General features: G+C 61.6%; 24 protein-coding genes and 1 tRNA gene. 9 read left to right on the top strand and 16 right to left on the bottom strand.

The window, feature by feature from the left end; translation table 11 throughout:
- Positions 1-15 precede the first annotated feature (15 nt).
- The 5 genes from ACFQ6H_RS01230 to ACFQ6H_RS01210 all read right to left on the bottom strand — a co-directional run bounded on the left by ACFQ6H_RS01230 (position 16) and on the right by ACFQ6H_RS01210 (position 4,874).
- Positions 16-453 carry an urease subunit beta gene (locus ACFQ6H_RS01230; protein WP_003943812.1) on the bottom strand — a complete coding sequence of 146 codons (438 nt, stop codon included), beginning with the start codon at positions 451-453 and terminating at the stop codon, positions 16-18.
- Positions 454-482: 29 nt separating this feature from the next.
- Positions 483-785, bottom strand: coding sequence for an urease subunit gamma (locus ACFQ6H_RS01225; RefSeq protein ID WP_020905830.1), 303 nt, complete (start codon positions 783-785; stop codon positions 483-485).
- Between the two features lie 51 nt (positions 786-836).
- A complete protein-coding gene (gene amt / locus ACFQ6H_RS01220) occupies positions 837-2,516 on the bottom strand; it encodes an ammonium transporter (RefSeq protein ID WP_378642911.1) in 1,680 nt (559 codons plus the stop codon).
- Positions 2,517-3,090: 574 nt separating this feature from the next.
- Positions 3,091-4,086: a squalene cyclase gene (locus tag ACFQ6H_RS01215; RefSeq protein WP_378642908.1), complete on the bottom strand. Its 996-nt coding sequence runs from the start codon at positions 4,084-4,086 to the stop codon at positions 3,091-3,093.
- Between the two features lie 92 nt (positions 4,087-4,178).
- Positions 4,179-4,874, bottom strand: a complete 696-nt coding sequence (locus ACFQ6H_RS01210; RefSeq protein ID WP_378642905.1) for an Imm52 family immunity protein — start codon at positions 4,872-4,874, stop codon at positions 4,179-4,181.
- Positions 4,875-5,119: 245 nt separating this feature from the next.
- Between ACFQ6H_RS01210 and ACFQ6H_RS01205 the strand changes: the two genes are divergently transcribed.
- Positions 5,120-5,257: a hypothetical protein gene (locus ACFQ6H_RS01205; protein WP_378536644.1), complete on the top strand. Its 138-nt coding sequence runs from the start codon at positions 5,120-5,122 to the stop codon at positions 5,255-5,257.
- A 283-nt stretch (positions 5,258-5,540) separates the two neighbouring features.
- On the opposite strand, the gene ACFQ6H_RS01200 is transcribed toward ACFQ6H_RS01205, so the two are convergent.
- From ACFQ6H_RS01200 to ACFQ6H_RS01175, 6 genes are all read right to left on the bottom strand, one after another.
- Entirely contained in the window at positions 5,541-6,218 is a 678-nt protein-coding gene (locus tag ACFQ6H_RS01200; RefSeq protein ID WP_378536642.1) for an SMI1/KNR4 family protein, read from the bottom strand.
- Positions 6,218-8,992, bottom strand: a complete 2,775-nt coding sequence (locus ACFQ6H_RS01195) for a hypothetical protein (RefSeq protein ID WP_378642902.1) — start codon at positions 8,990-8,992, stop codon at positions 6,218-6,220. Before ACFQ6H_RS01195 ends, ACFQ6H_RS01200 begins: the two co-directional genes overlap by 1 nt.
- Positions 8,989-9,327 (bottom strand): hypothetical protein, encoded by a 339-nt coding sequence (locus ACFQ6H_RS01190; protein WP_378642899.1) that lies wholly within the window; start codon positions 9,325-9,327, stop codon positions 8,989-8,991. The genes ACFQ6H_RS01195 and ACFQ6H_RS01190 overlap by 4 nt, the downstream gene beginning before the upstream one ends.
- Before the next feature lie 62 nt (positions 9,328-9,389).
- Positions 9,390-9,788 (bottom strand): hypothetical protein, encoded by a 399-nt coding sequence (locus ACFQ6H_RS01185; RefSeq protein WP_003943955.1) that lies wholly within the window; start codon positions 9,786-9,788, stop codon positions 9,390-9,392.
- Positions 9,789-9,878: 90 nt separating this feature from the next.
- Entirely contained in the window at positions 9,879-10,562 is a 684-nt protein-coding gene (locus tag ACFQ6H_RS01180; RefSeq protein ID WP_378642895.1) for an MspA family porin, read from the bottom strand.
- 590 nt (positions 10,563-11,152) lie between these two features.
- Positions 11,153-12,004: a glycoside hydrolase family 43 protein gene (locus ACFQ6H_RS01175; protein WP_378643396.1), complete on the bottom strand. Its 852-nt coding sequence runs from the start codon at positions 12,002-12,004 to the stop codon at positions 11,153-11,155.
- Positions 12,005-12,255: 251 nt separating this feature from the next.
- Here ACFQ6H_RS01175 and ACFQ6H_RS01170 point away from each other — a divergent pair, with 251 nt between their 5' ends.
- Positions 12,256-12,750 (top strand): DUF1877 family protein, encoded by a 495-nt coding sequence (locus ACFQ6H_RS01170; protein WP_378642892.1) that lies wholly within the window; start codon positions 12,256-12,258, stop codon positions 12,748-12,750.
- 88 nt (positions 12,751-12,838) lie between these two features.
- Here the strand turns inward: ACFQ6H_RS01170 and ACFQ6H_RS01165 are convergent.
- The 3 genes from ACFQ6H_RS01165 to ACFQ6H_RS01155 form a co-directional block, all read right to left on the bottom strand.
- A tRNA-Ser gene (locus ACFQ6H_RS01165) sits at positions 12,839-12,928 on the bottom strand.
- A 51-nt stretch (positions 12,929-12,979) separates the two neighbouring features.
- Positions 12,980-13,405, bottom strand: a complete 426-nt coding sequence (locus tag ACFQ6H_RS01160; RefSeq protein WP_020968140.1) for a MarR family winged helix-turn-helix transcriptional regulator — start codon at positions 13,403-13,405, stop codon at positions 12,980-12,982.
- A gap of 128 nt (positions 13,406-13,533) precedes the next feature.
- Positions 13,534-14,772 (bottom strand): lactate 2-monooxygenase, encoded by a 1,239-nt coding sequence (locus ACFQ6H_RS01155; protein ID WP_378642889.1) that lies wholly within the window; start codon positions 14,770-14,772, stop codon positions 13,534-13,536.
- Here ACFQ6H_RS01155 and ACFQ6H_RS01150 point away from each other — a divergent pair.
- Positions 14,771-15,760 carry an NAD(P)H-quinone oxidoreductase gene (locus ACFQ6H_RS01150; RefSeq protein ID WP_378642886.1) on the top strand — a complete coding sequence of 330 codons (990 nt, stop codon included), beginning with the start codon at positions 14,771-14,773 and terminating at the stop codon, positions 15,758-15,760. The genes ACFQ6H_RS01155 and ACFQ6H_RS01150 overlap by 2 nt on opposite strands.
- A 16-nt stretch (positions 15,761-15,776) precedes the next feature.
- On the opposite strand, the gene ACFQ6H_RS01145 is transcribed toward ACFQ6H_RS01150, so the two are convergent.
- A complete protein-coding gene (locus ACFQ6H_RS01145) occupies positions 15,777-16,979 on the bottom strand; it encodes a cysteine desulfurase-like protein (protein ID WP_378536609.1) in 1,203 nt (400 codons plus the stop codon).
- Between the two features lie 132 nt (positions 16,980-17,111).
- Between ACFQ6H_RS01145 and ACFQ6H_RS01140 the strand changes: the two genes are divergently transcribed.
- The 6 genes from ACFQ6H_RS01140 to ACFQ6H_RS01115 all read left to right on the top strand — a co-directional run bounded on the left by ACFQ6H_RS01140 (position 17,112) and on the right by ACFQ6H_RS01115 (position 22,489).
- Complete coding sequence (locus ACFQ6H_RS01140; protein WP_378536607.1) at positions 17,112-17,681, top strand: bacterial proteasome activator family protein; 570 nt, start codon at positions 17,112-17,114, stop codon at positions 17,679-17,681.
- 64 nt (positions 17,682-17,745) lie between these two features.
- Positions 17,746-18,618, top strand: coding sequence for an ABC transporter permease (locus ACFQ6H_RS01135; RefSeq protein ID WP_378536604.1), 873 nt, complete (start codon positions 17,746-17,748; stop codon positions 18,616-18,618).
- Positions 18,619-18,628: 10 nt separating this feature from the next.
- Complete coding sequence (locus ACFQ6H_RS01130; RefSeq protein ID WP_050655610.1) at positions 18,629-19,435, top strand: ABC transporter ATP-binding protein; 807 nt, start codon at positions 18,629-18,631, stop codon at positions 19,433-19,435.
- Positions 19,432-20,328, top strand: a complete 897-nt coding sequence (locus tag ACFQ6H_RS01125; protein ID WP_019746444.1) for a glycosyltransferase — start codon at positions 19,432-19,434, stop codon at positions 20,326-20,328. The genes ACFQ6H_RS01130 and ACFQ6H_RS01125 overlap by 4 nt, the downstream gene beginning before the upstream one ends.
- A 198-nt stretch (positions 20,329-20,526) precedes the next feature.
- Positions 20,527-21,615 carry a ribosome small subunit-dependent GTPase A gene (rsgA, locus tag ACFQ6H_RS01120; protein ID WP_378642883.1) on the top strand — a complete coding sequence of 363 codons (1,089 nt, stop codon included), beginning with the start codon at positions 20,527-20,529 and terminating at the stop codon, positions 21,613-21,615.
- 46 nt (positions 21,616-21,661) lie between these two features.
- Positions 21,662-22,489 (top strand): TylF/MycF/NovP-related O-methyltransferase, encoded by an 828-nt coding sequence (locus ACFQ6H_RS01115; RefSeq protein WP_378642879.1) that lies wholly within the window; start codon positions 21,662-21,664, stop codon positions 22,487-22,489.
- Between the two features lie 3 nt (positions 22,490-22,492).
- Here ACFQ6H_RS01115 and ACFQ6H_RS01110 read toward each other — a convergent pair whose 3' ends face one another.
- The gene (locus ACFQ6H_RS01110) at positions 22,493-24,346 is read right to left on the bottom strand and encodes a glycosyltransferase (protein WP_378642876.1); all 1,854 of its coding nucleotides are present in this window, start codon (positions 24,344-24,346) and stop codon (positions 22,493-22,495) included.
- Positions 24,347-24,440: the final 94 nt, after the last annotated feature.

Here is a 24,440-nt window from a genome sequence, read left to right as displayed (position 1 = left end):
CGCCGTGAACGAGAATCAGTCGGTTTGAGGTTCGGACAGGAAGCCGAGTTCTTCGGCACGCTGGACGGCTCCGGGGAGCCTCGGCCGGTAGGCGGCGTGGGTCGGCGCCCAACCGTCGACAAGTCCGTTGAAGCCTTGAACCCGTTGCTTGCCGCCGAACGGCACCAACGTCACTTCCTTCTCGTCGCCCGGCTCGAACCGGACCGCTGTGCCCGCTGGAATGTCGAGGCGCCAGCCGAAGGACTGTTCACGATCGAAGGACAACGCGCGATTGACTTCCATGAAGTGGTAGTGCGAACCCACCTGGATGGGACGGTCACCGGTGTTTCGAACTCGCAACTTCAAACGTGGACGGCCCTCGTTGAGTTCGATCGGCTCGTCCCGCAACACGTATCCGCCGACCGGTACTTTCTTCTCGCCGCCGGAATCCTTCTTCGTCGATTTGCTTGCCATCTTGGAGTGCTCCTGACATCTCGGTCGGGCTACTGGATCGGAGAGTGCACGGTGACGAGCCGGCTACCGTCGAGGAACACCGCCTCGACCTGCACGCGCGGGATCATCTCCGCGACGCCTTCCATCACGTCGTCGACCGTCAAGGCGTGCGATGCGTCGGCCATGACCTCCTCGAGAGTCTTGCCCTCCCGAGCTCCCTCCAGGGCGGCTGCAGTGATGACTGCGACGGACTCCGGATGGTTGAGCCTGAGCCCCTTGGCCTTTCGCCTCAGTGCGACATCCGCCAACATGAGAATTGTCAGCTTGTCGAGTTCTCGCGGTGTCAGATGCATTCCGAACGCTCCTTGTCGATCATGCGGTAACTCCCTGTCGTCGAATACATGTCAGCTCCCCTGTTCCGTCGCTTCGGTGAGAGGTTCGGCCGCCTGCTGGACGAAACCGCTCCTCCTGCCGCCCGAGTACTCGTTGATCGCGTCCAGAACTGCCTGGGCATGTTCCGCGGCGACCAGCACCTCGACACGCAACCGCTCGGTAAACACGACGTCGTTGCGTTGTCCGCGGAACTTGAGCGAGGCCGAGTCACTCGCGGAGACATGCGCTTCCGATACGACTATCGACTCCGCTCCGGCGGCCAGCAGCGCCTCCCGTAGCTTCTCGGACTCGATGGTCTGCAATACCGCGGTGATGAGTTCGTGCTTCGGGGCGCCGAGGTTCGGAACAAGTTTTGCCCCCTCGACCAGGACCCCCGAGTCGAACCCGCTGGTCTGCGGCGCACCACCTGCGTCGACGAATGCGGCGTTGTAGCGGTACGCGTCCATGCCTTGCTGACGACGGTCGATGTCCACCTGGTCTTTCGGGGCCAGCTTGAGACCGATGGTCTTCTCGATGCCCGTGGCGATCACCCAGGTCACCACGAACGAGAAAGCTATGACGACGATCAACGCCAGCGCCTGCTCGCCGAGTAGCCCGGCGCCGCCGCCGAAGAAGAGTCCGTCGCGGCCGATCGAATTGATCGCCTTTTCGCCGAACAAACCGAGAAGGAGTGAACCGAGGATGCCGCCGATGAAGTGGACCGCGATGACGTCGAGCGCGTCGTCGAACTTGAAGATCGACTTGAGCGCGAGCGCGAAGTGGCAGACCAGTCCGGCAAGCGCGCCGATCGCCAACGCGGAGAAGGTGCTGACGAAGCCGGCGCAGGGGGTGACGGTCGCGAGACCGGCTACCGCGCCGGTGATCCCACCGATCGCCGTGGCCTTGCCCTCGGTATACCTTTCGATGACGAGCCAGACGACCAAGCCGCCCGCTGCGGCGATGTGAGTGTTCATCAAGGCTTGTGCCGCAACACCATCGGCGGCCAATCCGTCGCCCGCGTTGAATCCGAACCAGCCGAACCACAAGATGCCTGCGCCGATCAACGCCAGAGGAACCGAGTGAGGGACTGCCTCGGCGTTGGGCCATCCCGGACGTTTACCGACCACCAGCAAGATTGCCAGGGCGGCGGCGCCGGCGGATGCGTGGACGACAATTCCGCCGGCCCAGTCCTGAGCTCCGCGGAGCGCCAACCAGCCTTCGGGATTGAAGAGCCAGTGCGCAATCGGGGGGTAGACGATGATCGACCACAGCACGAGCAGAACGGCCCAGCCCAAGGGCTTGAGCCGGTTTGCGGTCGCACCGGTGATCAGCGCGGGCGTGATGATCGCGAACATCATCTGATAGACCACGAACGCCAGAGTCGGTACCGCGACTGCACCTTCGATCAGGTGGAAGCCCGGGGCGGCGGCAGTGTGTATGTCCTGCAAGCCGAACAATTTGAGGTCACCGAGGAAGCCGGAACCCCAGTCTCCACTGAACGCGAAGCTGTATCCGAACACGACCCAGGTAATCGAGACGAGTCCGAGTGGGACGAGGTTCTGCTGCAACATGACGAGCGCACTGCTACCGCGCACCAGACCGGCGTAGAAGAAGGCGAGTCCGGGAACCATGAACAGAACCAGGCCCGCGGAGATCAGCACCCACGCCGTGTCCCCACTGTCTATCACTTCTTCGGCTAACACCATTTCCATCGACATTGACGACCTCCGAGCATTATTCGGACCTGAACAAAGTCATTGGTTAGAGCAGCAATTCGCGACGTTCCGGTTCGCTGCGACAGTTACGCTACGCCCCATAGTTGCACCTTCTGAGCGAAATCGGGGGAACATCCGGTTTTCACGTTTAGTAGATCATTCTTCTGGGAAAAGATGTGACTTTGCCTGAACATTGCGGACGCTCCACAACTTATAATTGCGGGATTAAATCTCGTCGAAAGTGGTTTGAGTTTCACGAAATTGGGAACGTCTCCGCAGGTGAGCGCGGCTTTCGTTGGACAAATGCCGCTTCCATCTCGGGACTTAGCTCCCTAACCAAGGCAGCCGCGAGAGCCTTTCTTGATGACCAACGTCGGTGACCCGCCTATCCAATCGGGTAGGTGATTTCGCCGAATATCTTCTCACTTGTTCAGATGATTAACCATCACACCACTGAGGGCAATCCTGTCGTTAATACGGCTTTCATCCCAGACTGGATATTCGACTGAAATATCGAAGATCACCTTTCGATAACCTTTATCGATGAATGACTTTCGCTGTAACGCTTTTGTTATCCAGTATCCCGAAGGGAGGATTGATCCCACCAGTCGAGCACACGCATACCGGACAAAGTCAGCCACTTCGACGGCTTCCCCACCTCTGCGTCGACCTCGAACCACACCCGCCCCGGTTGGCGACCGGTCTGGAGCCACGTCCCATCCGAGGCGCGAGCGGCCCGGATCATCTCGATTGCGTCCGCCATTCGCGGATCCGGGTCAACACCGTCAAACAACGACGCTTCACGGAAATACTCGGCCGCGTTGAGCACGTTGTATCGCCACCGGAACGGGTACGCGAACCGGCCGACCCAGGGCCCCACCGGTTCGCCGGTCGAGAGTCTCCGGAACAGACCGCGCCGCATCAAGAATTCCTCACCGGATCGTCGAGCCGCGCAAGTCTCATTTGTACCCCCGGTCGCGATCTCGTACGCGAGAAGCCCTTTGAGTGAATTGAGGGTCGAATGAAACGACGATCGCGTAGAACCTTCGATCCACTCGCAGTTCCACCCACCATCCGGAAGTTGATGCTGCACAAACCAATCAGCCAGTTCATCAACACGCATGTCGAGCCACACACCGTTTGCCACCGTCCAGGCGTTGATGCAGCAATCGACCTCGCCGCCCCAGTACGGCCGGCCCTCGTACTCCCAGCGACAATTCTCCGCGAGCAGTTCTGCGGTACGACGCTCCCGCAGAACACTGGCGTCGAGGCCCCACTCACGCAATGAGTTGAGCGTCCAGGTTGTTGCCGTCCAGGGTTGCGAACTTTGTTCTGCTGCTTCGGGTCCCGCAAAGTCGAATTCTGCCGGGAAGAACGCCCCACCCGACCATTGGCCGTCTCGATCCTGCAATGAAAGCAGGCGTGCACCAAATCCTTCGGTAGCGATCGACGCGCGCGTCGCCGCCCACACAGTGGGCGCTTCGTTCAGCAGGTCGCGCTCCACCTGCCACCGAATCGCTGGATCCGAATCGAGAAGCCACGCGAGCAAGTCGGTTCGGGGTGCCATCTGGCAATACTATCGAAAGGCGAAGCAGGCCATCCGGTTAACACATTTCTCGCCGTCTGATGCAATGGTGAATTCCAGACCCGTTGCGGGGCCTACACCGGGTAACCCAACGCCGCCCGCACCGCCACGATGTCGGCGGCAGCGACCTCCATTGGCTTGTCCCCCAACCGAATCAACGTGCCAGTGGGCAGTTCCTCTACCGCCGCAGATTGGGGCAGCGCGCTGCGATCGAACGTAACTCCGGAATGGAAGTACGTTTCCCATCCCACCTGGATCTGACCTCTAACTCGCGGTTGCAGATCGAGGTAGTCGCCGATGCTCCACCGAGCCCGATCCGGTTCCCAATGCTTGACGATCACTTTCATGATCGCGTCCCCGACATCCGGTTCGAGCAACCGTCGCAATTCGGGGGGAACATCCTTCTCCGTCGGCAACGACACCCGGACACTGTTGGGGGCACTGGTTTCCAGCCCGCCGACCCTGGCGATGATCCGCCGCGCGGTCCCGTCTTCGGGCGACAAGTCGACGTCGTAGCCCGGTCCCGGAGTGTCCGAATACCCCATCTCCTTCGAGCGGGAATGCTCGAAGATTCGCACCAACCCGTCCACGCTGAGATCTGCTGGCACCTTGTCGAACTCGGCAGTCGAGACCCACGGCAACGCCAACCCCGGGTCGATCGCTTCCAGATCGTCGAGGAAGGCCCGCATCGTTTGCGCCACTTCCTGACTCGACTGCACCCGCGTGCCCCAATATCCGGCTAAAGTCGGCCGCCGCCCGAACATGCTCATCGCCCCGCCCTTTCCAACCATTGAACTTAGGAGCCCACGCTCGGCGGTCGTCACCACGTCAGAGGAAAATGGAGACGCCATCACATTCGTGAGCTGGGCGGGTACGCCTGGTGTCAAGTCTAGGGTGCCAGAGCCCTCGTGAACCTTGGGTAGACGCACCTCCGGTCGTTCCGGTCGGCAATCCTGCTGCTACGCGGATGCTTCGGATATCGTCGGCGGCCCACTGGGCGCTTGGATCACGCTGGATGACGATCGTTCTGTTCCTGTACGGAAAAGCCTCCACCCTGGGGCGGGAGTTGTGTTTCGTCGATCAGCAACTCAAGGCCGAAGTAGGTGCAACTGCCCACGATCGCGTCGCCGGGTACCTTGCGCTGAGGCGATGATTCGGTCCGGTGGTAGAGCACGGTGACGCGAGAGTCCCAGATATCGGCCAGCCCCTGTACGACCCTTAACGCCAGCGCAATCAGCGATTCGTCGGCAATGGTGCAGGAAAACGAGTCGATGCGTGAGGTACCCCCCGAAACCGATCATGACCTTGATCCCTTTTGGTCAGACAAATTGATCATCTGCTCTTTGGAGACTGGATCCCAGGCACGTGCCACGTGGGGCAAGACCGCACACAAATTGCTTAGACTGTCTCCAGTCTGGATATCCAAGGCGCAGGCTCTAGGCACCGAGTCCGACGTTGGTCCAGATATCAAGGTAAGTGGAGTAATCGACCAGTTCAGGGGGTTCCGTCGATGACCACACAACACCCCTTGTCGATTCCTCACCAAAGTACAAGCAAAGATAACCGCCGCCGCCCGATCTGAATGTCGCGATGCAACGAGCCGGATCTGGGTACTCTTCAGGGGACAGCCCGTCCAGAATAGACCATTCAAAGCTGTCAATTCGAAACATATCTTCAAGAGGCAGTGGCCCGACAGTCTTACCGGCAATATAGTACCAACCGTTGTGCAAATTTGAATAGAAATTCTTTAGACTGGGGGGGAATTTATTCCAATACCCTGGAAGTTCATCACCATCCACTACCGGTGGCGTACCCAAATAGTAGAGATCGGTCCCGTCTGCCATTTTAATTTTATATAGAAGAAAGAACCTATTTTCAGACCTGAGCAACCGAACATCGGATAGATTCTCTTTAATGTTTCTGTAAGTGTCGCCCAATATCGGTCGCCCAAATACATCCCATTGGTCCAATATCCCCGAAATTCGAGCTGCAAGGTCACCATTTAGTGCATCCAACCAATAAATCGGAAGCGCCGTACGTTCAAGTGGTGTCAAGTCGTCAATCTCCACAAGCACGGGCGAGTCGATATACCGCGAAATCTTGACCAGATCCATTACTGAACTCCATTCAATATACTAGATATCATTTGACGAATTTCCTCAGTAAGATGAGTTTCGATTTCGATCATAGCATCCCGGAATTCAGGGGAAACCGGGATTCCGCCCTTCACATAGCCCCACCAGTCTGCCCAACTCTTGGCGCCCTTTGACGTATTCGCAGTCGGGCTCAAACCCAGGAAGTTATCGACGTAGTTCAATACTTGAATTTGCTGCTCGAAGGTCAACTGCGTAAAACCAGGCATGTCGAATATGACCCTCATCGGTACGGTGTGATCCGCCTCGAGGACGTCGGGCAATGTGAGCCCGGGAAGAACCGGGTCCGGTCCGCCACCTTCGTGATCAAGGTTAACTGTGTCGCGGATCACATTTGTCGGCGTTTTTCGACGCAGCGACGCATACAATTGAGCTAAGTCAGCGGCCGTCAGCGGGTTGCCTTCGGAATCCAAGCGAGGATCCTCGGGTGCAGCCTCACCCGAATCAGATGACTGCTGCGGAGGTGATTCTGGACTTGTCTCGGCACCATCGGTGAGTGAATCTACGACTTCTTGCACCGCGTGAATGAAGTTCGACGCTAGTACCCGCTCGACGGATGAACGTTCGGTGGGATCTGGGCGGACCGTCGGATCGGCGATCGTGCTCGGGTCGGGATCAAAGGGGTCGAACTCCGGGGGTCCGGGCTGGGTCGGCGCACCGGGAGTCTCGGGATCGACCGGAATGTGGCCTGGGTTGACCGGATCGACGGCCGGTTGCTCGCCAGGTTCGGGAGCCGAAGGTTGTTCGGGGTCAACGAATCCAGGTGTAGTGGTGCCGGGGTCTACTGGTGGTTCGAAACCCGGATCCGACGGTGTTGCCGGATCGCCTGAATCCGGCTCGCTGGAGGGATCTTGCGGCTGGGTCGGATCGTGATCACCAGGCAGACGCGGTACAGGCCGCGGTGTGGGCCTCCGAGGCGGCGGCTTCGCGGCAGGTCCGGCCGGCCCGGGCTGGGTGTGGCCGGGAGTGTCCTGCTCATGCGCTGGGGGCAGTTTCACGAACGGAGAAAGGACAGTGCGAAGAAGTGCCTGATCCTGCGGAGAAAGCAGGGCTATAGCCTTCACAAGCACTTCGGCGAGATCTACTCCGGCCTCGAGCGCCCATTCCTCGAGGCTTTCCATGCGGCCGAACAGTTCCGAATCCCCCAGACCCACACCTGCAAGGATTTGCGCGAACAAAGCTGCGATTCCAGCGGTGAGCATGAGCCCGGCTTCGGCTGCACTGAAGATGCCGCCGATGATCGGAATTCCTGCCAATTCTGCTTGGGGTGTGTCGGTTTCGTTCGGTGTAGCGGGCGCTGGGTCGATGGATGGGGATGTCCCGGCACCTGGTCCGTCCCCGCCGATGTCTCCGCTGATGTCCTCGGCCGGCGACTGTTGCGGGATCTGCTCCGGCACTTGCGCCGGAGCCTGCTCAGGGACTTGTGGTTCGGGCTCGACCGCGGGTGGGACTGGTGGTTGAGTGGGTTTCGGTTTCTGGACTGGTGGATTGGGGGCCTTGTGGCCTTCGACCTGCGGTGTCTCGTTCCAATGTGGACCGTCATCTGAGCGGGTGCCGTCGTCCTCACCGGAGATCTTGGTCGGGCGCGCCGGAGCAGAGGATTTCTTGCCGCTCTGTGTGCGATCCTGCGGGTCCGCCAAAATCGGATACAGCACGTTCTCGATACCCGTGGTGTCGACGACCTGGACGAGTTGCCCGTCCCGGATCTCGTAGTGCGTCGGGATGGGTGTGCCGTTGGCGTCGTAGGCCCACGGGGCATCGATTGTCGAGACCGGGTTTCCGTCGGCGTCGAAGACGGTGACCGTGCCGTCTTGGTTGACGCTCATGTGACCGCCGGGCGGCACCGTCACCGGAATCACGGATTCGTGCGACGACGTTTCGTCGTGGATCAGGAAGAAGAACCGGCTTCCGCCGGTGATCGGATCGAACACCCGCAACGAGGACTGCCCGCCAGGTGCGTACGCAGTCGACGGCGACGCGACAGTCCCGACCGCCTGGGAGAGTACTGATTCGGGCGTGCGGGGGCTGAAAGGTCCCGGCCGCCCGCGCACTCCGATACCCGCAGCGGTGAACGCCGCAGCGCCGATCAGAGTGAGTTCGAGATACCGGTCACGGCCCGAGTCCTCCCCGTTTGTAGAGACATCTACTGCCGGGACCGGAACCGTTTGGGCCGGTGCGATATTCGAATCCGAATCCGCGGGGATCGGTCCGGGACCACGATCGGTGGTGGTTCCCTCACCCGGGGTGGGTGTGGGTGAGGGAACCGCTGATGCCGATGCATTGGGGAATGCACCGACACCAGTTTCCGAGGCCGGGGCCTCGGAAGCAATGGGCGGAACCTCGATCGTCGGAACCGGGACGATGGGGGTGCCGTTGTAGGTGGGAAAGTTCGTCGGAGCATTGGCCCCGACATTCGGGCCACCGCCTGGAGCTTGCGCACCAGGGAGCCCGACAGTGGTCGTCGGCGCAGCTGTCGACGTCGTGGACGGCGCGCTCAGGCACGGGTTGATGATCTCTGGCGGGATGGGCGCGCCAGGTGGCAGCGACGCAATGAGATTCAGGTAGATCTGATGATCACGTGCCCGCACCGCCGCGCAGTCTTCTTCCGGCGTCGCGTTCGCCGGAGCGGCGGAGAGTGCAATTCCCGCACCGATCGCTCCGGCCGCTCCGGTCAACAGCGCCCCAGCGGCAAGCACTCCCGCGAGAGTCCGGCGAAGTCGTCTACCGGACTTCACCGGCGCGCACCACGATTGTCACTCTTCTTCGTTCGGAATAGCGCGATGAGTTTGTCTGCGCCCCACCAGAACAACCGTCCGGAGATCGACATCCACAAGAAGAACGCCAGGTAAACCAGGATCGTCCCGTAGTCGTTCGCCCAGCCGGCGAGCTTCCCGATCACCGCGAATGCCGCGATCAGCAACCCCAGTCCAACTGCCGTAGCGATCACAGCCTTGGAGAGTGGACTGAGTTCACTGTCCGGATCCCAGTCATCAACGTCTGCAACGTCTTTCCTATCGACGGCAGCGGGTTCCGGTTGGACACTGCGGCGTTCGGCGTTGTTGACGGTCATGACTGGAACTCCAAATGGGAAGGGAGAGCGGGGAAAACGGGTCGCCGGTGCTGGGCGCGGTATCAGTTCCAGTACTGGTAGGTCAGGGTGACGTACCCGGCGTTGGCCGGGTTGTTCGGATCAGCCAGATAGACATCGACGTAGCCGCCAGCATGGGCAGCGGCCTCGCCGATCACTACGCGGTCGGGGGCGCTGAGCTTGCCATCGGGGCCGACGGTGAGCGCCGAGCCCGGTGCGAGCTCAATCCACCGCTGCGAGCCTGGAACGATGTCGGAGATGGCGTCCGGGATCGGGCTCGCCGCCAACGCCGCGGTTTCCGCATTCGAGAGCGACAGACCGATCCGACCCTGCTCAGGTTCGACGATCGGAGTTGCAGCAGATGCCACGCCGGCGCCGAGAACACCGAACAGGGCGATACCCGCGGTGAGGGTTCCGGCAGTGGCCAAGGTACGAATCTTCATGATTTCTCCTTTGTGGGCGTGATGAGTAACCACCCCTGGACTGGGCGGATCGGGAATAGTCGCCAGCAGCGCTGACGACGGCTGCGCGGGTCAGAGCCAGGTCGGATCGGAGTACACGAACAACGTGTTGTCGGACGTCGCCGTCGACACCGAGAGTTGTGCGTACGAGCGGATCGTCACCGGCCCCATGCACGCATCAACCTTCACGTGCACGTTCTCTGCCGTGATCGACGCTTTCGACGACTCGAGATCCTTCTTCCCCAACGGAATCGTCGTGATGGTCCCCGGCGCAATCGTCGACTGGATGCTCGGATTCACCGACGCATTCACACCCACGTTCGCCGACGGAACACCCGAAATACTCACACCGACAGACGGACCGAGCGAAAAGCCAAGCCCCAAGCCAAGTCCGGAGGAGACATCGATCTGGCAGCCGATCTGCAACCCCTGCTCGACATAACCGGTTTTCACTGCCGAATCACCCTGACCGCCGATCGTGCCGGTCACCTTCGCCGACACGAACCCCTCACGGGTGAACGCCGTCGTCGCCAGATTCGGCACCGGGTTCGCCGACAGTTTCGTGGCGGCAAGATCCAACGACCAGCCGTCATCGGTGACCGTGCTCGCGAATTTGTCCGCCAACGCCGTTGGCGTTGCCGATACGCTCCCTGCGAAGACAACACCTGATGACAGCGCGGCAACCGCACACGCCGCGAGCCCTACCGCGGCCCTCGATCGACGATGGGATACGCCGTTTTGCGATTCGATCGACATGAACTGCTCCTCCACGTGACACAGCAACCAGAGCGGTAGCCGGCAACTAACTGAATTAGTTACCGGACGGTACCAATCGTCCTGTTTGCCCGCCAGCGCGCCATCTCCCCCATCTTGGATTTAGGGTGAACTTTCGGTAACAGATATATATCGACAGGCTTATCAGCAGCGAAAAGGACCTAGGTCCCACTATGAGCAAGGTCACGGTTTAAAGGTAAGAAGATCCCTCAGAAACAGTGCGGCAAATCGAATCGAACCCGCATTTCACGGGCCTCAGAGCAGTTGAAGGCCGAACTTGCGGGCATCAAGCCAGTGCGCGTACTTGAATATGAAACTAACAGGCATTACTTGGCAATCGATCGCAAATCAAGGCGCCCGAGCGGGGCCTGGGAGCGCAACTCTGCACGGTTCACGCGGAGATACTCACTTCGTGGTCGGCGCGAACTCGTCGGACCCACTGGCATCGCATCGTTAGCTCGTCAATCACTGATTCATGCAGACGACGCACACAAGTAGTACGCCAGTACGAGAAAAGGCTCTGACCAAGACCGGAGTCCTTGATCAGAGCCCTAACAACTCGGGGTCGAAAGCTATGCCGGTTCTCTCATGATGCCGAGATGCCGTGCAGTCCCGGACACCCCAGGAACCTCTTGCACAGGAGACCAGGTGTTCAGCCCGTCAGTGCTGTCGGAGTAGAGATACTTTCCTTCGGTATAGGCGTCGAGATAGATCCGCCAGTCGCCGCTCGGCAACTGGACCATGGCCGGACCTTCGACAAGCGAACCCCAATTTCCGGGCGGGACAAACGAATAAGGTCCCGTCACCGAAGGAGCGACCGCATGCTCGACGACCTTCCTCGTCTCGTTTTTGGTGAACGCATGATAGGTCGATCCGACTTTGACCACGGTGGTGTCGATGTGGTCCGCACCGATCCCGGCGAGCGGAACAGGCGGGCTCCACAACCGGAGCGACGGCTCCAACGCCGTCATCAGATACGGCACAAATCCTCCACCGGTCGACATCGACAGGATGACGTTGACGCGATCGCCGTCCACAAACCATTCAGGCGCCCAGGCCTTGGTGACGAATGGTGACAGCGACGGTCCGTCGCTGAAACCAGCCGAACCCGAGAAGCCCGGGGGGCTCGCAGAACCGGTGCCATCTCCCGTGCCAGGCATCAAGGCGCAGCAAAACGGAACCGGATAGTTCCCCAGCGGCGTCCAGTTGATGCGGTCGCTGCTGCGTGCGAACCCGATGTTCGCCCCACCACCCGTCGTGTAGGTGAGGTAGTACAACCCGTCCGTGTTCCGGAAGATGCTCGGATCACGCACGAGCCCAGATGGCGGCCTGTACGCCGACTGCTGGACGAGCTGAAAGCCGGTGCCGTCGGCCGACTCGTAGACATCCATGTCACGGTCGCTGGCATTGCTGAACGCCACCATTGTGTATTTCCAGTCAGGCGGCGGCGCGGCGCTACTGGCAGGGGCTGCGACCAGCAACCCCGCGACGACGAGGATCACCAGCGATACAACAGAAAGGCCGGTCCGTTTTGTCGGAATCACCGATGAAGTATGTACGACAGCCGGCCCACCATGGGTAACTTCGGTCGGAGGCAGAGCAGGATCGTTACCTGAGGCGATTCGTCCCGTAGTGACGGCGGGACGCCGGCAAGGTCAGCCGTTAGCATCACGCCATGGAACTTGGGGTGCATTTCGCGCTGTCAGACAGCGTGGCAGCGGAACTTCTGGACGCGCGCGGCGACGACGACAAACTCGGCGCTGTGGTCGAGGACATCGAGGAGACGGGCCGATCCGAGTTCTCGTGCGACACGGACAAAGCGTGGGATCCGATCCTGTGCGCCCTCTCCAGCACGGGGTACGAGCGCGTGTCCGAGAACTGGCCGGCCTACGGCGTGATCTTGGGGGACGAAGACCTCAACACCGACACCGACGACCAACTCGTCACCTACCTGGCACCCGATCGGGTCGCCGAAGTCTCCTCGTACCTGGCGGAAATCACCGAATCCGGGTTCGGCGTGCGCTACGACGCGATGCCACTCGACGACCGCAACCCTGAGTACGGCCCCGACGAGCGCGGGTACGCCTGGGGCTGGTTGCAGGAAGTGGCGGACTTTTTCCAGCGCGCGGCCCGAGAGCGTCGCCACGTGGTATTCACCGTGCGGTTCTGACGCCCACTACCCGAGCAGTGCGACTCCGAAAACAGTAAAGGCTCTGACCTGGACCGAAGTCCGAGGTCCGAGGTCCGAGCCTTTGCTTTGGCGGAAGCGGAGGGATTTGAACCCCCGGTGGGTTTAACGCCACGCTCGCTTTCAAGGCGAGTGCATTCGGCCGCTCTGCCACGCTTCCGTGGGCGATCCTATCGGGTGTTCCCACGGACCGCGAAAACGGCTCCAGAAGTCAGCGCTCGCCGATAGCTTTGTCGACCTTCTCGAAGACGTCTGCCAGCACGTCCAGTTCCTGGGGAGTCAGCAGATCGACCAGATTGTTCCGAACCCCGGCCACGTGAGTAGGTGCCGCCTCGGCGAGGCGACGCCTACCCTCTTCCGTGATCCGCGCGAGCACGCCGCGACCATCTTCGACGCAAGTGTCGCGCACGACGATGCCCTGAGATTCCATCCGCCTGATCTGGTGCGTCAGGCGGCTCCGCGAAGACAGCACGCCGTCTGCCAGGTCACTCATCCGCAACGACCCGTCAGCTGACTCCGAGAGCATGACCAAAATGCGGTAATCGGCCAACGACAGGTCGTGTGAATCCTGCAGTTCGCGGTTGAGAACCTCCATGAGGCGCTGATTACCGTCCATGTAGCCGCGCCATGCACGCATCTCGCACGGCGTCAGCCACGGTGTCTCACCGTGCGCCGCCTGCGATGTCTCCTCGGTTGTCGCTTCAGCTGTCACAGGTTCCAAGTTTAGACCTGTGTCCGCCCGTCACAGTAAGACTCACCCTAAAGTCACGAATTGGACATCAGGATCGAACGGTCGATTTCGGCGACCGATGCCAGCCCCGCAAGCCCCATCGTGAGATCCAGGTCGGCCAGGAGACTGCGCAATGCATGACGCACTCCGTCCGCTCCGGCCAATCCCAACCCGTACACCCACGGCCGCCCGTACAGCACTGCATCGGCACCCAAGGCCAGAGCCTTGATTACGTCTGCACCACAACGAATTCCGGAGTCCATCAGGATGTCCACCTCATCCCCCACCGCATCAGCGACGGGACCGAGAGCATCGAGTGCCGAAATCGACCCGTCGACCTGACGCCCACCATGGTTGCTCACGACGATGCCGTTGGCGCCGGCCGCGACGGCCTCACGTGCGTCGTCGGGGTGGACAATTCCCTTCACCGCGATCGGAAGTGTCGTCCACTGGCGAAGTTTCGCGATATCCGCGATCCGCACCGCGTGATTGCCAAACAACGACACCCACGTCAGAACCGCGATCTGCAAGGCTTCTGCGCTCTCCTCGGGCGGCGTCGCCAGCTTGGCGCGGAACACCGGATCCGACAGGTAGTTGGCAATACCCTTCGCCTGCAGGAACGGAAGGTGGCCGAGCTCGAGATCCCTTGGACGCCAACCCATACCGGGAGTGTCGGCAGTCAGGACGATAGCCTTCGCGCCCGCCGTCTCCGCCCGACGGACAAACGACTCGGCAAGCTCGTCGTCGGCCGGCCAGTACAGCTGGTACCACCAGTTCTCGCCGGAGGCCGCCGCTACGTCTTCGATGGTCGAGGATGCCGCCGTCGAGAGAATCGATCCGATCCCCAACTCGGCAGTGACCGAACCGACCGCAACCTCGGCGTCGTCGTGGACCAAGCCGAGCACGCCCACCGGAGCCGTCAGGATCGGTGCAGCCAACCGCGTCCCCAACACCTCGACGCTCAGATCGCGTGCGTCCGGCGCCGCAGTCCCCCGCAACATCCGCGGCACGATCGCATGCTTGTCGAACGCCCGCAGATTCGACACCGCGGTCCGTTCGGTCGATGCGCTACCTGCGATGTATCCGAAAGCCTCCGGTGAGAGTTGCTCGCGCGCGGCATCTTCCAAGCCTTCCGCAGTCATCGGCAAAGCCGGTTTCGCGCCGCTCAGTCCCGTCAGATAGATCTCGTTCTGCATGTTCCCGAAGTAAGTCACGTCCGCGACGGTAGCGGCAAAACACCCGTCAGCGGGGAGATTCGCTAGCGTCGTATCCATGTACGCCATAACGATCGATCAGCCCGGCGGTCCCGAGGTCATGAAATGGGCGCAACAGCCCGATCCTGAACTACCTCGCGGGCACGTACTCGTCGAGGTCGCCGCGACCGCCGTCAACCGCGCCGACCTGCTCCAACGTCAAGGCTTCTACCCGCCGCCGCCCGGCGCGAGTGACATCCTCGGCCTCGAATGCTCGGGCGTAATCGTCGAACTCGGCGAAGACGTCACGGGCTGGTCCGTCGGCGACGAAGTCTGCGCATTGCTGGCCGGCGGCGGCTACGCCGAGAAGGTTGCGGTCCCGGCAACACAACTTCTCCCGGTTCCCGCGGGCGTCGATCTCCGTGTCGCCGCGTCCCTGCCGGAAGTTGCGTGCACGGTCTGGTCCAACGTCGTGATGCGCGGAGGTCTACGACGCGGACAGGTCCTCCTCGTCCATGGCGGTGGCGGCGGAATCGGCACCCACGCCATCCAGGTCGGCAAAGCCCTCGGCGCCCGCGTCGCAGTTACCGCGGGTTCGGAGGAAAAATTGAACCGCTGCCGCGAATTGGGCGCGGACATTCTGATCAACTACCGCGACAGCGACTTCGTAGCATCACTCGCCGAAGCCACCGACAACCACGGCGCCGACGTGGTTCTGGACAACATGGGAGCGTCGTATCTCGGACGCAACGTCGACGCACTCGCCATGGACGGCCACGTCGTGATCATCGGAATGCAGGGTGGCCGCAAGGGCGAGGTCGACATCGCCAAGCTGATGGGCAAGCGCGGCAACATCACGTCGACGGGCCTGCGTGGGCGTCCGCTCACCGGCCCCGGCGGTAAAGCGGACATCGTCGCCGACGTCCGCGCGAAGCTGTGGCCGCTGATCGCAGACGGATCGGTTCAACCGATCGTGTCGACCGAACTTCCGATCACCGAGGCGCCATTAGCCCATCAATTGCTGGATTCGCCGGAAACCGTAGGCAAGGTCATCCTCACCGTGAAGTGAGCCGAGCGGGGGTCGATCAGCCCAGGGCGCCGAGTTCGGCGACCAGCTGATTGATCTCGTACCGTGTCGTGTACGGCGCAAGGCCGACGGTGACCGCGCCACCTTCGTCATTGACACCGAGGGCGTCGAGCAGCCTGGAACCGCCGTGCGTACCGCTGACCGTCGCGATGCGCTTGTCGGCCAGATGCGCGGCGACCTTGTCTGCCGCCATGCCCTCGAGCGTGAAGCTGAGCGTCGGCACCCGCGTGGGTGCGCCGCCGATCACCATCACGTTGGGTAGGGCTGCGAGCGAACGCATGAGGTGATCGAACAGACCGTCCTGGTAGTCCTGCAGCGAGCTGATCGAGGTTTCCAGTCGCTCGCGCCGAGTTCCGGTTGCCGATTCGTCCAGCCCGGCCAGGAAATCGATCGACGACGTGAGCCCGGACAGCAGCGCGAACTGATGACCGCCCACCTCGAGCCGCTCGGCGCCACGGGCATACGGATTGAGAGACACGGCAGGAATTCGGTCGAGCAATCCGGGATCTCGGAAAACGAGCGCACCGACCTGCGGACCACCCCACGACGGCGCACTGACGGCGACGATGTCCGCTCCGAGATCAGCCATGTCCACATGCGCATATGGCGCTGCGCCGACGGCGTCGACCACCATCAGCCCACCGAATTCGTGCAGACGATCAGCTGCGGCGCGGACGTTCGGAGCCGAACCGACGATCGGCGACGCGGCCGTCAGGGCCACCAACCGTGTGGTCGAGGTGATGAGATCGTTGAACTGCCAACTCGGGAGCTCACACGTTTCGATTTCGACCTCGGCCCATCGCACCTGAGCGCCGTAGCGACTGGCCACACGAAGCCAGGGCGCGACGTTCGCCTCTTCGTCGAGGCGCGAGAGTACGAGACCGGTTCCGAGGCCCAACCGTGAACTGAGCGACTCAGCGAGCCAAGCCAACAACACCGCTCGGTCTGATCCGAGAACGACTCCCGCAGGATCTCCGCCGACCAGATCGGCGACCGCGGTGCGCGCACTGTCGAGAATGGCAGCACTACGACGGTTCGAGACGTGGCGACCGGAGGAAGAAGATGCAGAGGCACGGAACGCGGTGGAGACCGTCCGCGAGACGGCGTCCGGGATCTGCATTCCGGCCTGCGGATCGAGGTGGATCCAGCCGTCACCGAGTGAGGGAATCAACCCCCGTACGCGGGCAACGTCGTAAGCCATGCTCGACACTCTAGGTGCAGACGCCCGCTTAGTCGAAGGCAGTCACCCAATTACCCGTCAGTACAGTTATTCGATAGCTAACTTTTTGGGGGTTACGCGGCGTTTGTCGCCCACACACGACAAGATGGAAGCATGACGAACCCCGACAAAGAGCAGGTACTCGTTATCGGACCCGACGGTCGACCCGTCGCGATGCCGGCGGCCGAGGCAGAAGCCGCCGCCTCCGGCACCACCGAAGGCGCGGAATCCGAAGCCGAGTCCGTCGCCGAGATGGTCGAACAGCCGGCCAAGGTCATGCGAATCGGCACGATGATCAAACAACTCTTGGAGGAAGTGCGCGCCGCGCCGCTCGACGACGCCAGCCGCAAGCGCCTCAAGGACATCCACACGTCGTCCATCCGAGAACTGGAACAGGGCCTGGCACCCGAACTCCGTGAGGAACTCGAGCGACTGAGCCTCCCGTTCACCGACGACTCCATTCCCTCGGACGCCGAACTACGCATCGCACAGGCCCAACTCGTCGGCTGGCTCGAAGGACTGTTCCACGGAATTCAGACCGCACTGTTCGCCCAGCAGATGGCAGCGCGCGCTCAGCTCGAACAAATGCGTCAGGGCGCACTGCCTCCAGGCATGAGCATCGGGGCTCCGCATTCACCGGCACATCCGGACCAACAGAGCCCAGGAACCGGCCAGTATCTGTAACCCCGACCACCACGAAGTCCGCGGGAAAACCGGCTCCGACGCCAGGCCGGTAGGCTCGACCTCCGTGTCAGCATCCGCAATCGAATCCGAGACGCCGGGCGCACCCGCGCCCGTGTCCGACTCCCAGACGTTCCGTCGTGCGTTCAAAGACCTTCGCGACGGTCTGAATCAGCGTGAGTTGTGGCTCAGCCTCGGCTGGCAGGACATCAAACAGCGCTACCGCCGGTCGGTGATCGGACCGTTCTGGATCACGATCGCCACCGGCGTGCAGGCCACCGCCATCGGCATCCTGTACGCGGCCCTGTTGGACATGCCACTCCAGGAGTTCCTGCCGTACGTGACGGTGGGCCTGATCGTCTGGAACCTCATCAATGCCTCGATCATCGAGGGTTCCGAAGTTTTTGTCGCCAACGAAGGCCTGATCAAACAGCTGCCATCGGCCTTGAGCGTGCACATCTACCGTCTGGTGTGGCGGCAAATTCTGTTCTTCGCACACAACCTCCTGATCTACGTGATCATGGTGGTCGCGTTCGGAGTCTGGCGGAATCTGAGCTGGGCGTCGCTAGCCGCGATCCCGGCGTTGGGACTTATCGTGCTCAATGCACTGTGGGTCTCGATCGTGTTCGGCATCTTCGCCACTCGATACCGCGACATCGCACCGATTCTGTCTTCGCTGACGTTGCTCCTTTTCGTGCTGACACCGATCATGTGGACAACGCAAAGCCTCGAGGCTCAGGGCGGCGCCGTCCGAGATCGCGCAAAGATCGCCGAACTCAATCCGCTGTTCCATTACCTGGACATCGTCCGCGCGCCGATGATCGGGCAGCCCCAAGAGCTTTACCACTGGTACATCGTCATCACGATCACCGTGGTCGGGTGGGCCGTCGCCTTGCTGGCGCTTCGCAAATACCGGGCCCGCGTGCCCTACTGGGTTTAGGGACATCGCAATGACCGAACATGTGAACATCTCAACGCACAACGCCTGCGTCGACTTCCCGATCTTCGACGCGAAGTCCCGGTCGATGAAGAAGGCATTCCTCGGCAAAGCAGGTGGCGCCATCGGCCGCAACAGTTCCGATGTCGTGGTCGTAGAAGCCCTGAAAGACATCACGATGAACCTCAAAGAGGGCGATCGTGTAGGGCTGGTCGGCCACAACGGCGCCGGAAAGTCCACCCTGCTGCGCTTGCTCTCCGGAATCTACGAACCCACTCGAGGATCCGCCAGTATTCGCGGACGCGTCGCACCTGTTTTCGATCTCGGCGTCGGCATGGACCCCGAGATCTCCGGCTACGAGAACATCATCATCCGCGGCCTGTTCCTCGGTCAGACCCGCAAGCAGATGCTCGCGAAAATGGACGACATCGCCGAATTCACCGAACTTGGTGATTACCTCTCGATGCCGTTGCGCACGTACTCCACCGGCATGCGCGTGCGCGTTGCCATGGGCGTCGTCACCAGTATCGATCCCGAGATCCTGCTACTCGACGAAGGCATCGGGGCTGTCGACGCCGAATTCATGAAGAAAGCTCGCATCCGGCTTCAGAAGCTGGTGGAACGCTCCGGCATCCTGGTATTCGCCAGCCACTCCAACGAATTCCTCGCCCAGCTGTGCAACAGCGCCATGTGGATCGACCACGGCCAGATCCGCATGCAAGGCGACATCGAAGACGTCGTGCGCGCCTACGAAGGTGACGACGCCGCAGAGCATGTGCGCCACGTCATCAAGGAAATGGAACGGGAGAGCACCCCGTGAGCGCACCCGAGAAAATCATCGGGGTCGTCGTCACGCACAAGCGGCGTGAACTGCTGGCCGAATCCCTGAAGGTCCTCAGCACCCAGTCGCGGCCGCTCGACCATCTTGTTGTCGTCGACAATGCCGACGAAGCCGATGTGAAAGAGCTCGTCGACAACGCTCCACTGCCGACCAGTTACATCGGTTCTCAGCACAACCTCGGCGGTGCCGGAGGATTTGCTCTGGGCATTCTCTACGCACTTTCGCTCGGCGCCGACCGCGTCTGGCTCGCCGACGACGACGGGCGCCCGGAGGGTCCCGAAGTCCTGGAAACACTGCTCGACTGTGCAATTCGAAACGACCTGGCCGAGGTCTCTCCCGTCGTCTGCGACATCGACAACCCCGACCGCCTCGCTTTCCCACTTCGCCGCGGTACGTCGTGGCGCCGGTTGCGTTCCGAACTCGGCGACGAGGATCTCCTGCCCGGTATCGCGTCCCTCTTCAACGGCGCACTGTTCACCGCCGACGCGATCGATGCCGTCGGTGTTCCGGATCTACGCCTGTTCGTCCGCGGCGACGAGGTCGAGGTACACCGTCGCCTCGTGCGCTCCGGCCTGAAGTTCGGTACCTGCCTGCAAACTGCCTACGTCCACCCCAACGGCGCGGACGAGTTCAAGCCGATCCTCGGCGGACGCATGCACACGCAGTACCCCGACAACGACACGAAGCGCTACTTCACGTACCGCAACCGTGGATACATCCTCGCCCAACCGGGAATGCGGAAACTGCTTCCGCAGGAATGGGTTCGGTTCGGCTGGTACTTCCTGATCACACGCCGCGATCCGGCAGGACTGCGCGAGTGGATGCGACTGCGCAAGCTCGGCCGGGAAGAAAAGTTCGAACGCCCGAGTTGAGTCAGCCGTCCTGAGTTGAATCAGTTACCCCCATCTCTTTTAAATCAGTTGCACAGTCGCGTCTGCGGCTGAGAGCATTCTGATCCGACGCATGGTGCGTCCCGAGGTTTACGAGGAGTGAGTATTGATGACTGTCGTGTTCCGCAGTTTCAGCACCGTCAACATTCACACTTCTTCATACTCGAGGACACACTCACCATGTCGGAAAACCGCACGCCCCTGACCGAATACGGTTGGAACGCAACACTCTCGAATAAATTCACTACCCTTGCCTCACCGGACTCCGCACCCGGGCGCGTTCTTCGCGTCGACCGCGGACGGTGTGACGTGGCCACCGCCGAAGGCACCGTCCGCGCACTCAGCGGCAGCGATCCGCTCTGCACGGGCGACTGGGTGTCCGTGGTCGACGTGCCGGACTCACGCGAGCCCGAAATGCACACGGTCACTTCGATACTCCCCCGATCGAGCAGTATCGTCCGATCCTCGGCATCCGGAAAATCGGAAGGCCAGATTCTGGCGGCCAATGTCGACACCGTCGTCATCGCCACGGCTTCGGACGGCGACGTCGATCTCGGGCGCATCGAACGGCTACTCGCACTCACGTGGGAGAGCGGCGCGACACCTGTCGTCGCACTTACCAAATCTGATGCAGCTCACTATATCTCCGACACTCTCGCCGAGGTCTCTGCTGTTGCGCCCGGCGCAACAGTGCTGGCCGTCAGTGCCGAGACCAACGAAGGAATGGATGTACTCGATGCAGTTCTGGACGGCACCGTGGCGATACTCGGTCCATCCGGCGCCGGTAAGTCGACGCTCGCGAACGCCCTCCTCGCCGACACAGCGCTCCCCACAGAAACCACCGGAAACAACCGACTCGAGACCGGTCGCGTTCGGGCCGGCGACGGAAAGGGACGCCACACCACCGTCACCAGAGAGTTGATCCCCTTCTCCGGCGGTCGGACGCTGATCGACACACCCGGCCTGCGAGGGGTTGGGATGTGGAACACGGCAGAGGGGATCGACAAGGCGTTCCCCGAGATCGAGGAGCTGATTGCAGAGTGCCGGTTCTCCGATTGCGCACACAACTCCGAGCCGGGATGCGCAGTCCTGGGCGCACTCGGGCGCGGCGATATCGATGAGCGAAGACTCGCGAGCTACCGGAAACTACAGCGAGAGAACGCGTGGAATGCTGCGCGAAGCGATGCTCGTCTGCAGGCAGAGAGGACGCGGGAGATCAAAGTGATCTCCCGACAACTCAAGAGTCACTACCGCGGTCGCGAACGGTAGCGAACGAATCCTGGCAGCATGGGGGTGATCCCGACGAGAGGTTGCCATGTTCGAGCGGTTCCGTTCAAGCGCCAGAACCAAGCTTCAGCGTGCGGTATCCGAGGTGGTCGAGGCCGCCGACCGGCGCAACGGAGATCGCACGCAACAGATCCTCGATGCGCTGACGCTCTCACGTGAGGAACTGGCCGGGGCCCGCGGTGACATCGCGGGCCTCCGGTCCAGGATCGACGAGCTGGAATTTCGTCAGCGACGGGATCTGGCCTACGCCGTGGACCTGGAAGCGACAGCGTCGACTGCGAAGTTCATCCTCGAGCACCTTCGAGTCGCGGAGACATTCGGCCACCCGCACGACACGCTTCGCCATGCCCTGAGTTTGATCGAAATACCCGGTATGGCACTCGAATTCGGCGTTGCCAGCGGAACCACACTCAGGATCGTCTCGGAGGCATTCACCGAGCGTGACGGAACCGTCGCGGGTTTCGACGTGTTCTCCGGCCTTCCTGAGACGTGGCGGACCGGGTTCCCGACCGGCGAGTTCGCTCAGGAATCCATCCCCGAAGTCCTAGGGGCGCAACTTGTTCCGGGCCTCTTCGAGGACACCTTGCCCTCGTTCCTGAACGACGAACCCGGCCCCGTTGCGTTCCTGCACCTCGACGCCGACCTCTACTCGTCCACCAAGACGGTGCTCGATCTCCTCGGCGACCGACTGGTACCCGGGTCGATTGTCGTCTTCGACGAGTTCTTCAACTATCCCGGATGGAAGCAGCACGAGTACCGGGCGTGGACGGAGTTGGTCACACGCACCGGCATCTCGTTCGAATATCTCGGGTACACCGTCGCCAACGAGCAGGTCATCGTCGAGATCACCAGCTGAGAATCACTTCTCGTAAAGACGTGCCCAGTTCTCTCGACTCGTGAGTTCCGGCATCGCAGCACGGTACTTCGCCGACACGGCAGGGGCTTCCTTCTGGAACCGACGCAGTAGCTTGACCGTTCGGACAAGGAGAGCGCGCGCCGTAGCCTTGTCTCTCTGCCGGATGCGTACCCCCGATTGCGAAGCATCGGTGACGACAACATGGTCGAACCGCGAGATGTGCCACCAATGCGCGTCTTCGCGCGGGATATTGATCAGTCCGCCGCGGGTGCGACCCAACCACTGGTCCACCGCACGCTTGGCCAGGATCACTCGCATCAGGCTCGGTTCGCCGCCGGCGCGCTCGGTGTGGAGTTCGTTCGAGGGAACCGGAGCCGTGGCAGCGTCGTGTTTGATCGTCTCCGCATATTGCGCTCGGCCGGCGCGGATACTTGCCATCGCCTCGATGCCGCCGTCCCGCAACGCCTCCGGACCGTCGAGGTAGTCCTCGATGCCCTTGAGCGTCGTGAATGCCAGGCCGTATTGCATTCCGACGAGGAATTCGGAGATCTGACGGAAGAACTGACGTGAGAGTCCCTTGGTGTCAAGGTCGCTGTGCAGTGACCCGACGACGAGCGAGTTGCGCGTACTGAAGTAGCGCGCCCAGTCGTCGAAGTCCTTCCAGTAGAAGTCGGCATGCCACACGGCAGCGTTGGGCAACGTGACGGTGACGAATCCCGCTTTCCGAGCGCGGATTCCGTACTCCACATCATCCCACTGGAAGAAGATCGGAACGGGCAATCCGATGGCTTCGACAACTTCGGCGGGGATCAGGCACGTCCACCAGGCGTTGTATCCCGCGTCGACTCGACGCTCTTGGCGCTTCTTGAGCATGCTCGTGTTGATGAGGGCCTTGGGCACTCGCTGCCCGTGGTGGAGGGTCTTCAGATCCACGTCTTCTGCGCCGACATTGAGAAAATCGGGATTGAGCAGATACATCATCTGCGCACCCACCAAAGTCGGTTCCACCGTCATATTGGCAAAGGCATTGAGGCGCAACACTGTTTCCGGCTCACACAGAATGTCGTCATCCATCAGGATGACGTCGGCGACATCCACCCCCGTGGACGTCGCCTCGAACAATCCGCGTGAAAAGCCGCCTGCTCCACCGAGATTCGGCTGCTGAAGATACTGCAACTTGTCGCCGAGCTTGTCTGCCGCCTCGACGAAGCGCGCCCGATCTTTCACCAAGTCGTTACCCTGATCGACGACATACACCGAACTGATGAGGGCACGCACGGTAGCGTCGGAGGCCAGCGCAGCAACCGTCTCGGCGCAATCGTCGGCCCGATTGAAGGTGCAGATCGCCACCGAGACCGGGCGAACCGTCTCCGGAGCTGCCACGGTCCATTCCAAGTTCTCGATCGCCATCGGAGCGTCGAGGGAATCCACCTCGAGCCACAGGGCGCCGCCGTCGACGAACTTGTCCAACGGTGAGGTCAATGCGACCTCCGAAGACCCCGATCCGTCGCGTGTTTCGAGGATACGGCGATGCCCGGCGATATCCGAAGCGACCATCCGGACGCGGAACCGGCCCTCGCTCTCGATTCGCAGCGATGCCTCGACCTCGGTGACAGTCGTCCACCGCTGCCAGTAGCTGGCGGCGAAACGCCCGAAGTAGGTGTTGGTGCTGATCCGCGCGCCCTTGTCGAGAGCAACTCGGTGCCGTGTCCGCTCACCGGAGCCTTTCCGGAACTCGACGTACAGGTCGTCGTTGACTATCGGCGACATCCCGACGAACACGCCGCGCTGGACCACCAAACGGTGAGCCTTGACCTGCCCGTTCTCCGGCACCCCCACCTTTACCTGCTCGGGCATATGACTCCTACCGTGAATCTTGAAAAAGCTGTACCTGTCACTCGCAGGGTATCCGAGGTGGAATTGCCCCCGAAACTCGAAAACACGGCCTCGG

The sequence above is a fragment of the Rhodococcus sp. NPDC056506 genome (assembly GCF_042794945.1).
Taxonomy (GTDB): Bacteria; Actinomycetota; Actinomycetes; order Mycobacteriales; family Mycobacteriaceae; genus Rhodococcus_F.
Note: the sequence above shows the minus strand (reverse complement) of the source record. Positions and strands in the feature narration are given on the sequence as shown.

Coding starts and splice junctions, on each gene's coding strand:
- ACFQ6H_RS01230 (WP_003943812.1), bottom strand. CDS start 453: ATGGCAAGCAAATCGACGAAGAAGGATTCCGGCGGCGAGAAGAAAGTA.
- ACFQ6H_RS01225 (WP_020905830.1), bottom strand. CDS start 785: ATGCATCTGACACCGCGAGAACTCGACAAGCTGACAATTCTCATGTTG.
- amt (WP_378642911.1), bottom strand. CDS start 2,516: ATGGAAATGGTGTTAGCCGAAGAAGTGATAGACAGTGGGGACACGGCG.
- ACFQ6H_RS01215 (WP_378642908.1), bottom strand. CDS start 4,086: ATGGCACCCCGAACCGACTTGCTCGCGTGGCTTCTCGATTCGGATCCA.
- ACFQ6H_RS01210 (WP_378642905.1), bottom strand. CDS start 4,874: ATGAGCATGTTCGGGCGGCGGCCGACTTTAGCCGGATATTGGGGCACG.
- ACFQ6H_RS01205 (WP_378536644.1), top strand. CDS start 5,120: ATGACGATCGTTCTGTTCCTGTACGGAAAAGCCTCCACCCTGGGGCGG.
- ACFQ6H_RS01200 (WP_378536642.1), bottom strand. CDS start 6,218: ATGGATCTGGTCAAGATTTCGCGGTATATCGACTCGCCCGTGCTTGTG.
- ACFQ6H_RS01190 (WP_378642899.1), bottom strand. CDS start 9,327: ATGACCGTCAACAACGCCGAACGCCGCAGTGTCCAACCGGAACCCGCT.
- ACFQ6H_RS01185 (WP_003943955.1), bottom strand. CDS start 9,788: ATGAAGATTCGTACCTTGGCCACTGCCGGAACCCTCACCGCGGGTATC.
- ACFQ6H_RS01180 (WP_378642895.1), bottom strand. CDS start 10,562: ATGTCGATCGAATCGCAAAACGGCGTATCCCATCGTCGATCGAGGGCC.
- ACFQ6H_RS01175 (WP_378643396.1), bottom strand. CDS start 12,004: ATGGTGGCGTTCAGCAATGCCAGCGACCGTGACATGGATGTCTACGAG.
- ACFQ6H_RS01170 (WP_378642892.1), top strand. CDS start 12,256: ATGGAACTTGGGGTGCATTTCGCGCTGTCAGACAGCGTGGCAGCGGAA.
- ACFQ6H_RS01160 (WP_020968140.1), bottom strand. CDS start 13,405: ATGCGTGCATGGCGCGGCTACATGGACGGTAATCAGCGCCTCATGGAG.
- ACFQ6H_RS01150 (WP_378642886.1), top strand. CDS start 14,771: ATGTACGCCATAACGATCGATCAGCCCGGCGGTCCCGAGGTCATGAAA.
- ACFQ6H_RS01155 (WP_378642889.1), bottom strand. CDS start 14,772: ATGGATACGACGCTAGCGAATCTCCCCGCTGACGGGTGTTTTGCCGCT.
- ACFQ6H_RS01145 (WP_378536609.1), bottom strand. CDS start 16,979: ATGGCTTACGACGTTGCCCGCGTACGGGGGTTGATTCCCTCACTCGGT.
- ACFQ6H_RS01140 (WP_378536607.1), top strand. CDS start 17,112: ATGACGAACCCCGACAAAGAGCAGGTACTCGTTATCGGACCCGACGGT.
- ACFQ6H_RS01130 (WP_050655610.1), top strand. CDS start 18,629: ATGACCGAACATGTGAACATCTCAACGCACAACGCCTGCGTCGACTTC.
- rsgA (WP_378642883.1), top strand. CDS start 20,527: ATGTCGGAAAACCGCACGCCCCTGACCGAATACGGTTGGAACGCAACA.
- ACFQ6H_RS01115 (WP_378642879.1), top strand. CDS start 21,662: ATGTTCGAGCGGTTCCGTTCAAGCGCCAGAACCAAGCTTCAGCGTGCG.
- ACFQ6H_RS01110 (WP_378642876.1), bottom strand. CDS start 24,346: ATGCCCGAGCAGGTAAAGGTGGGGGTGCCGGAGAACGGGCAGGTCAAG.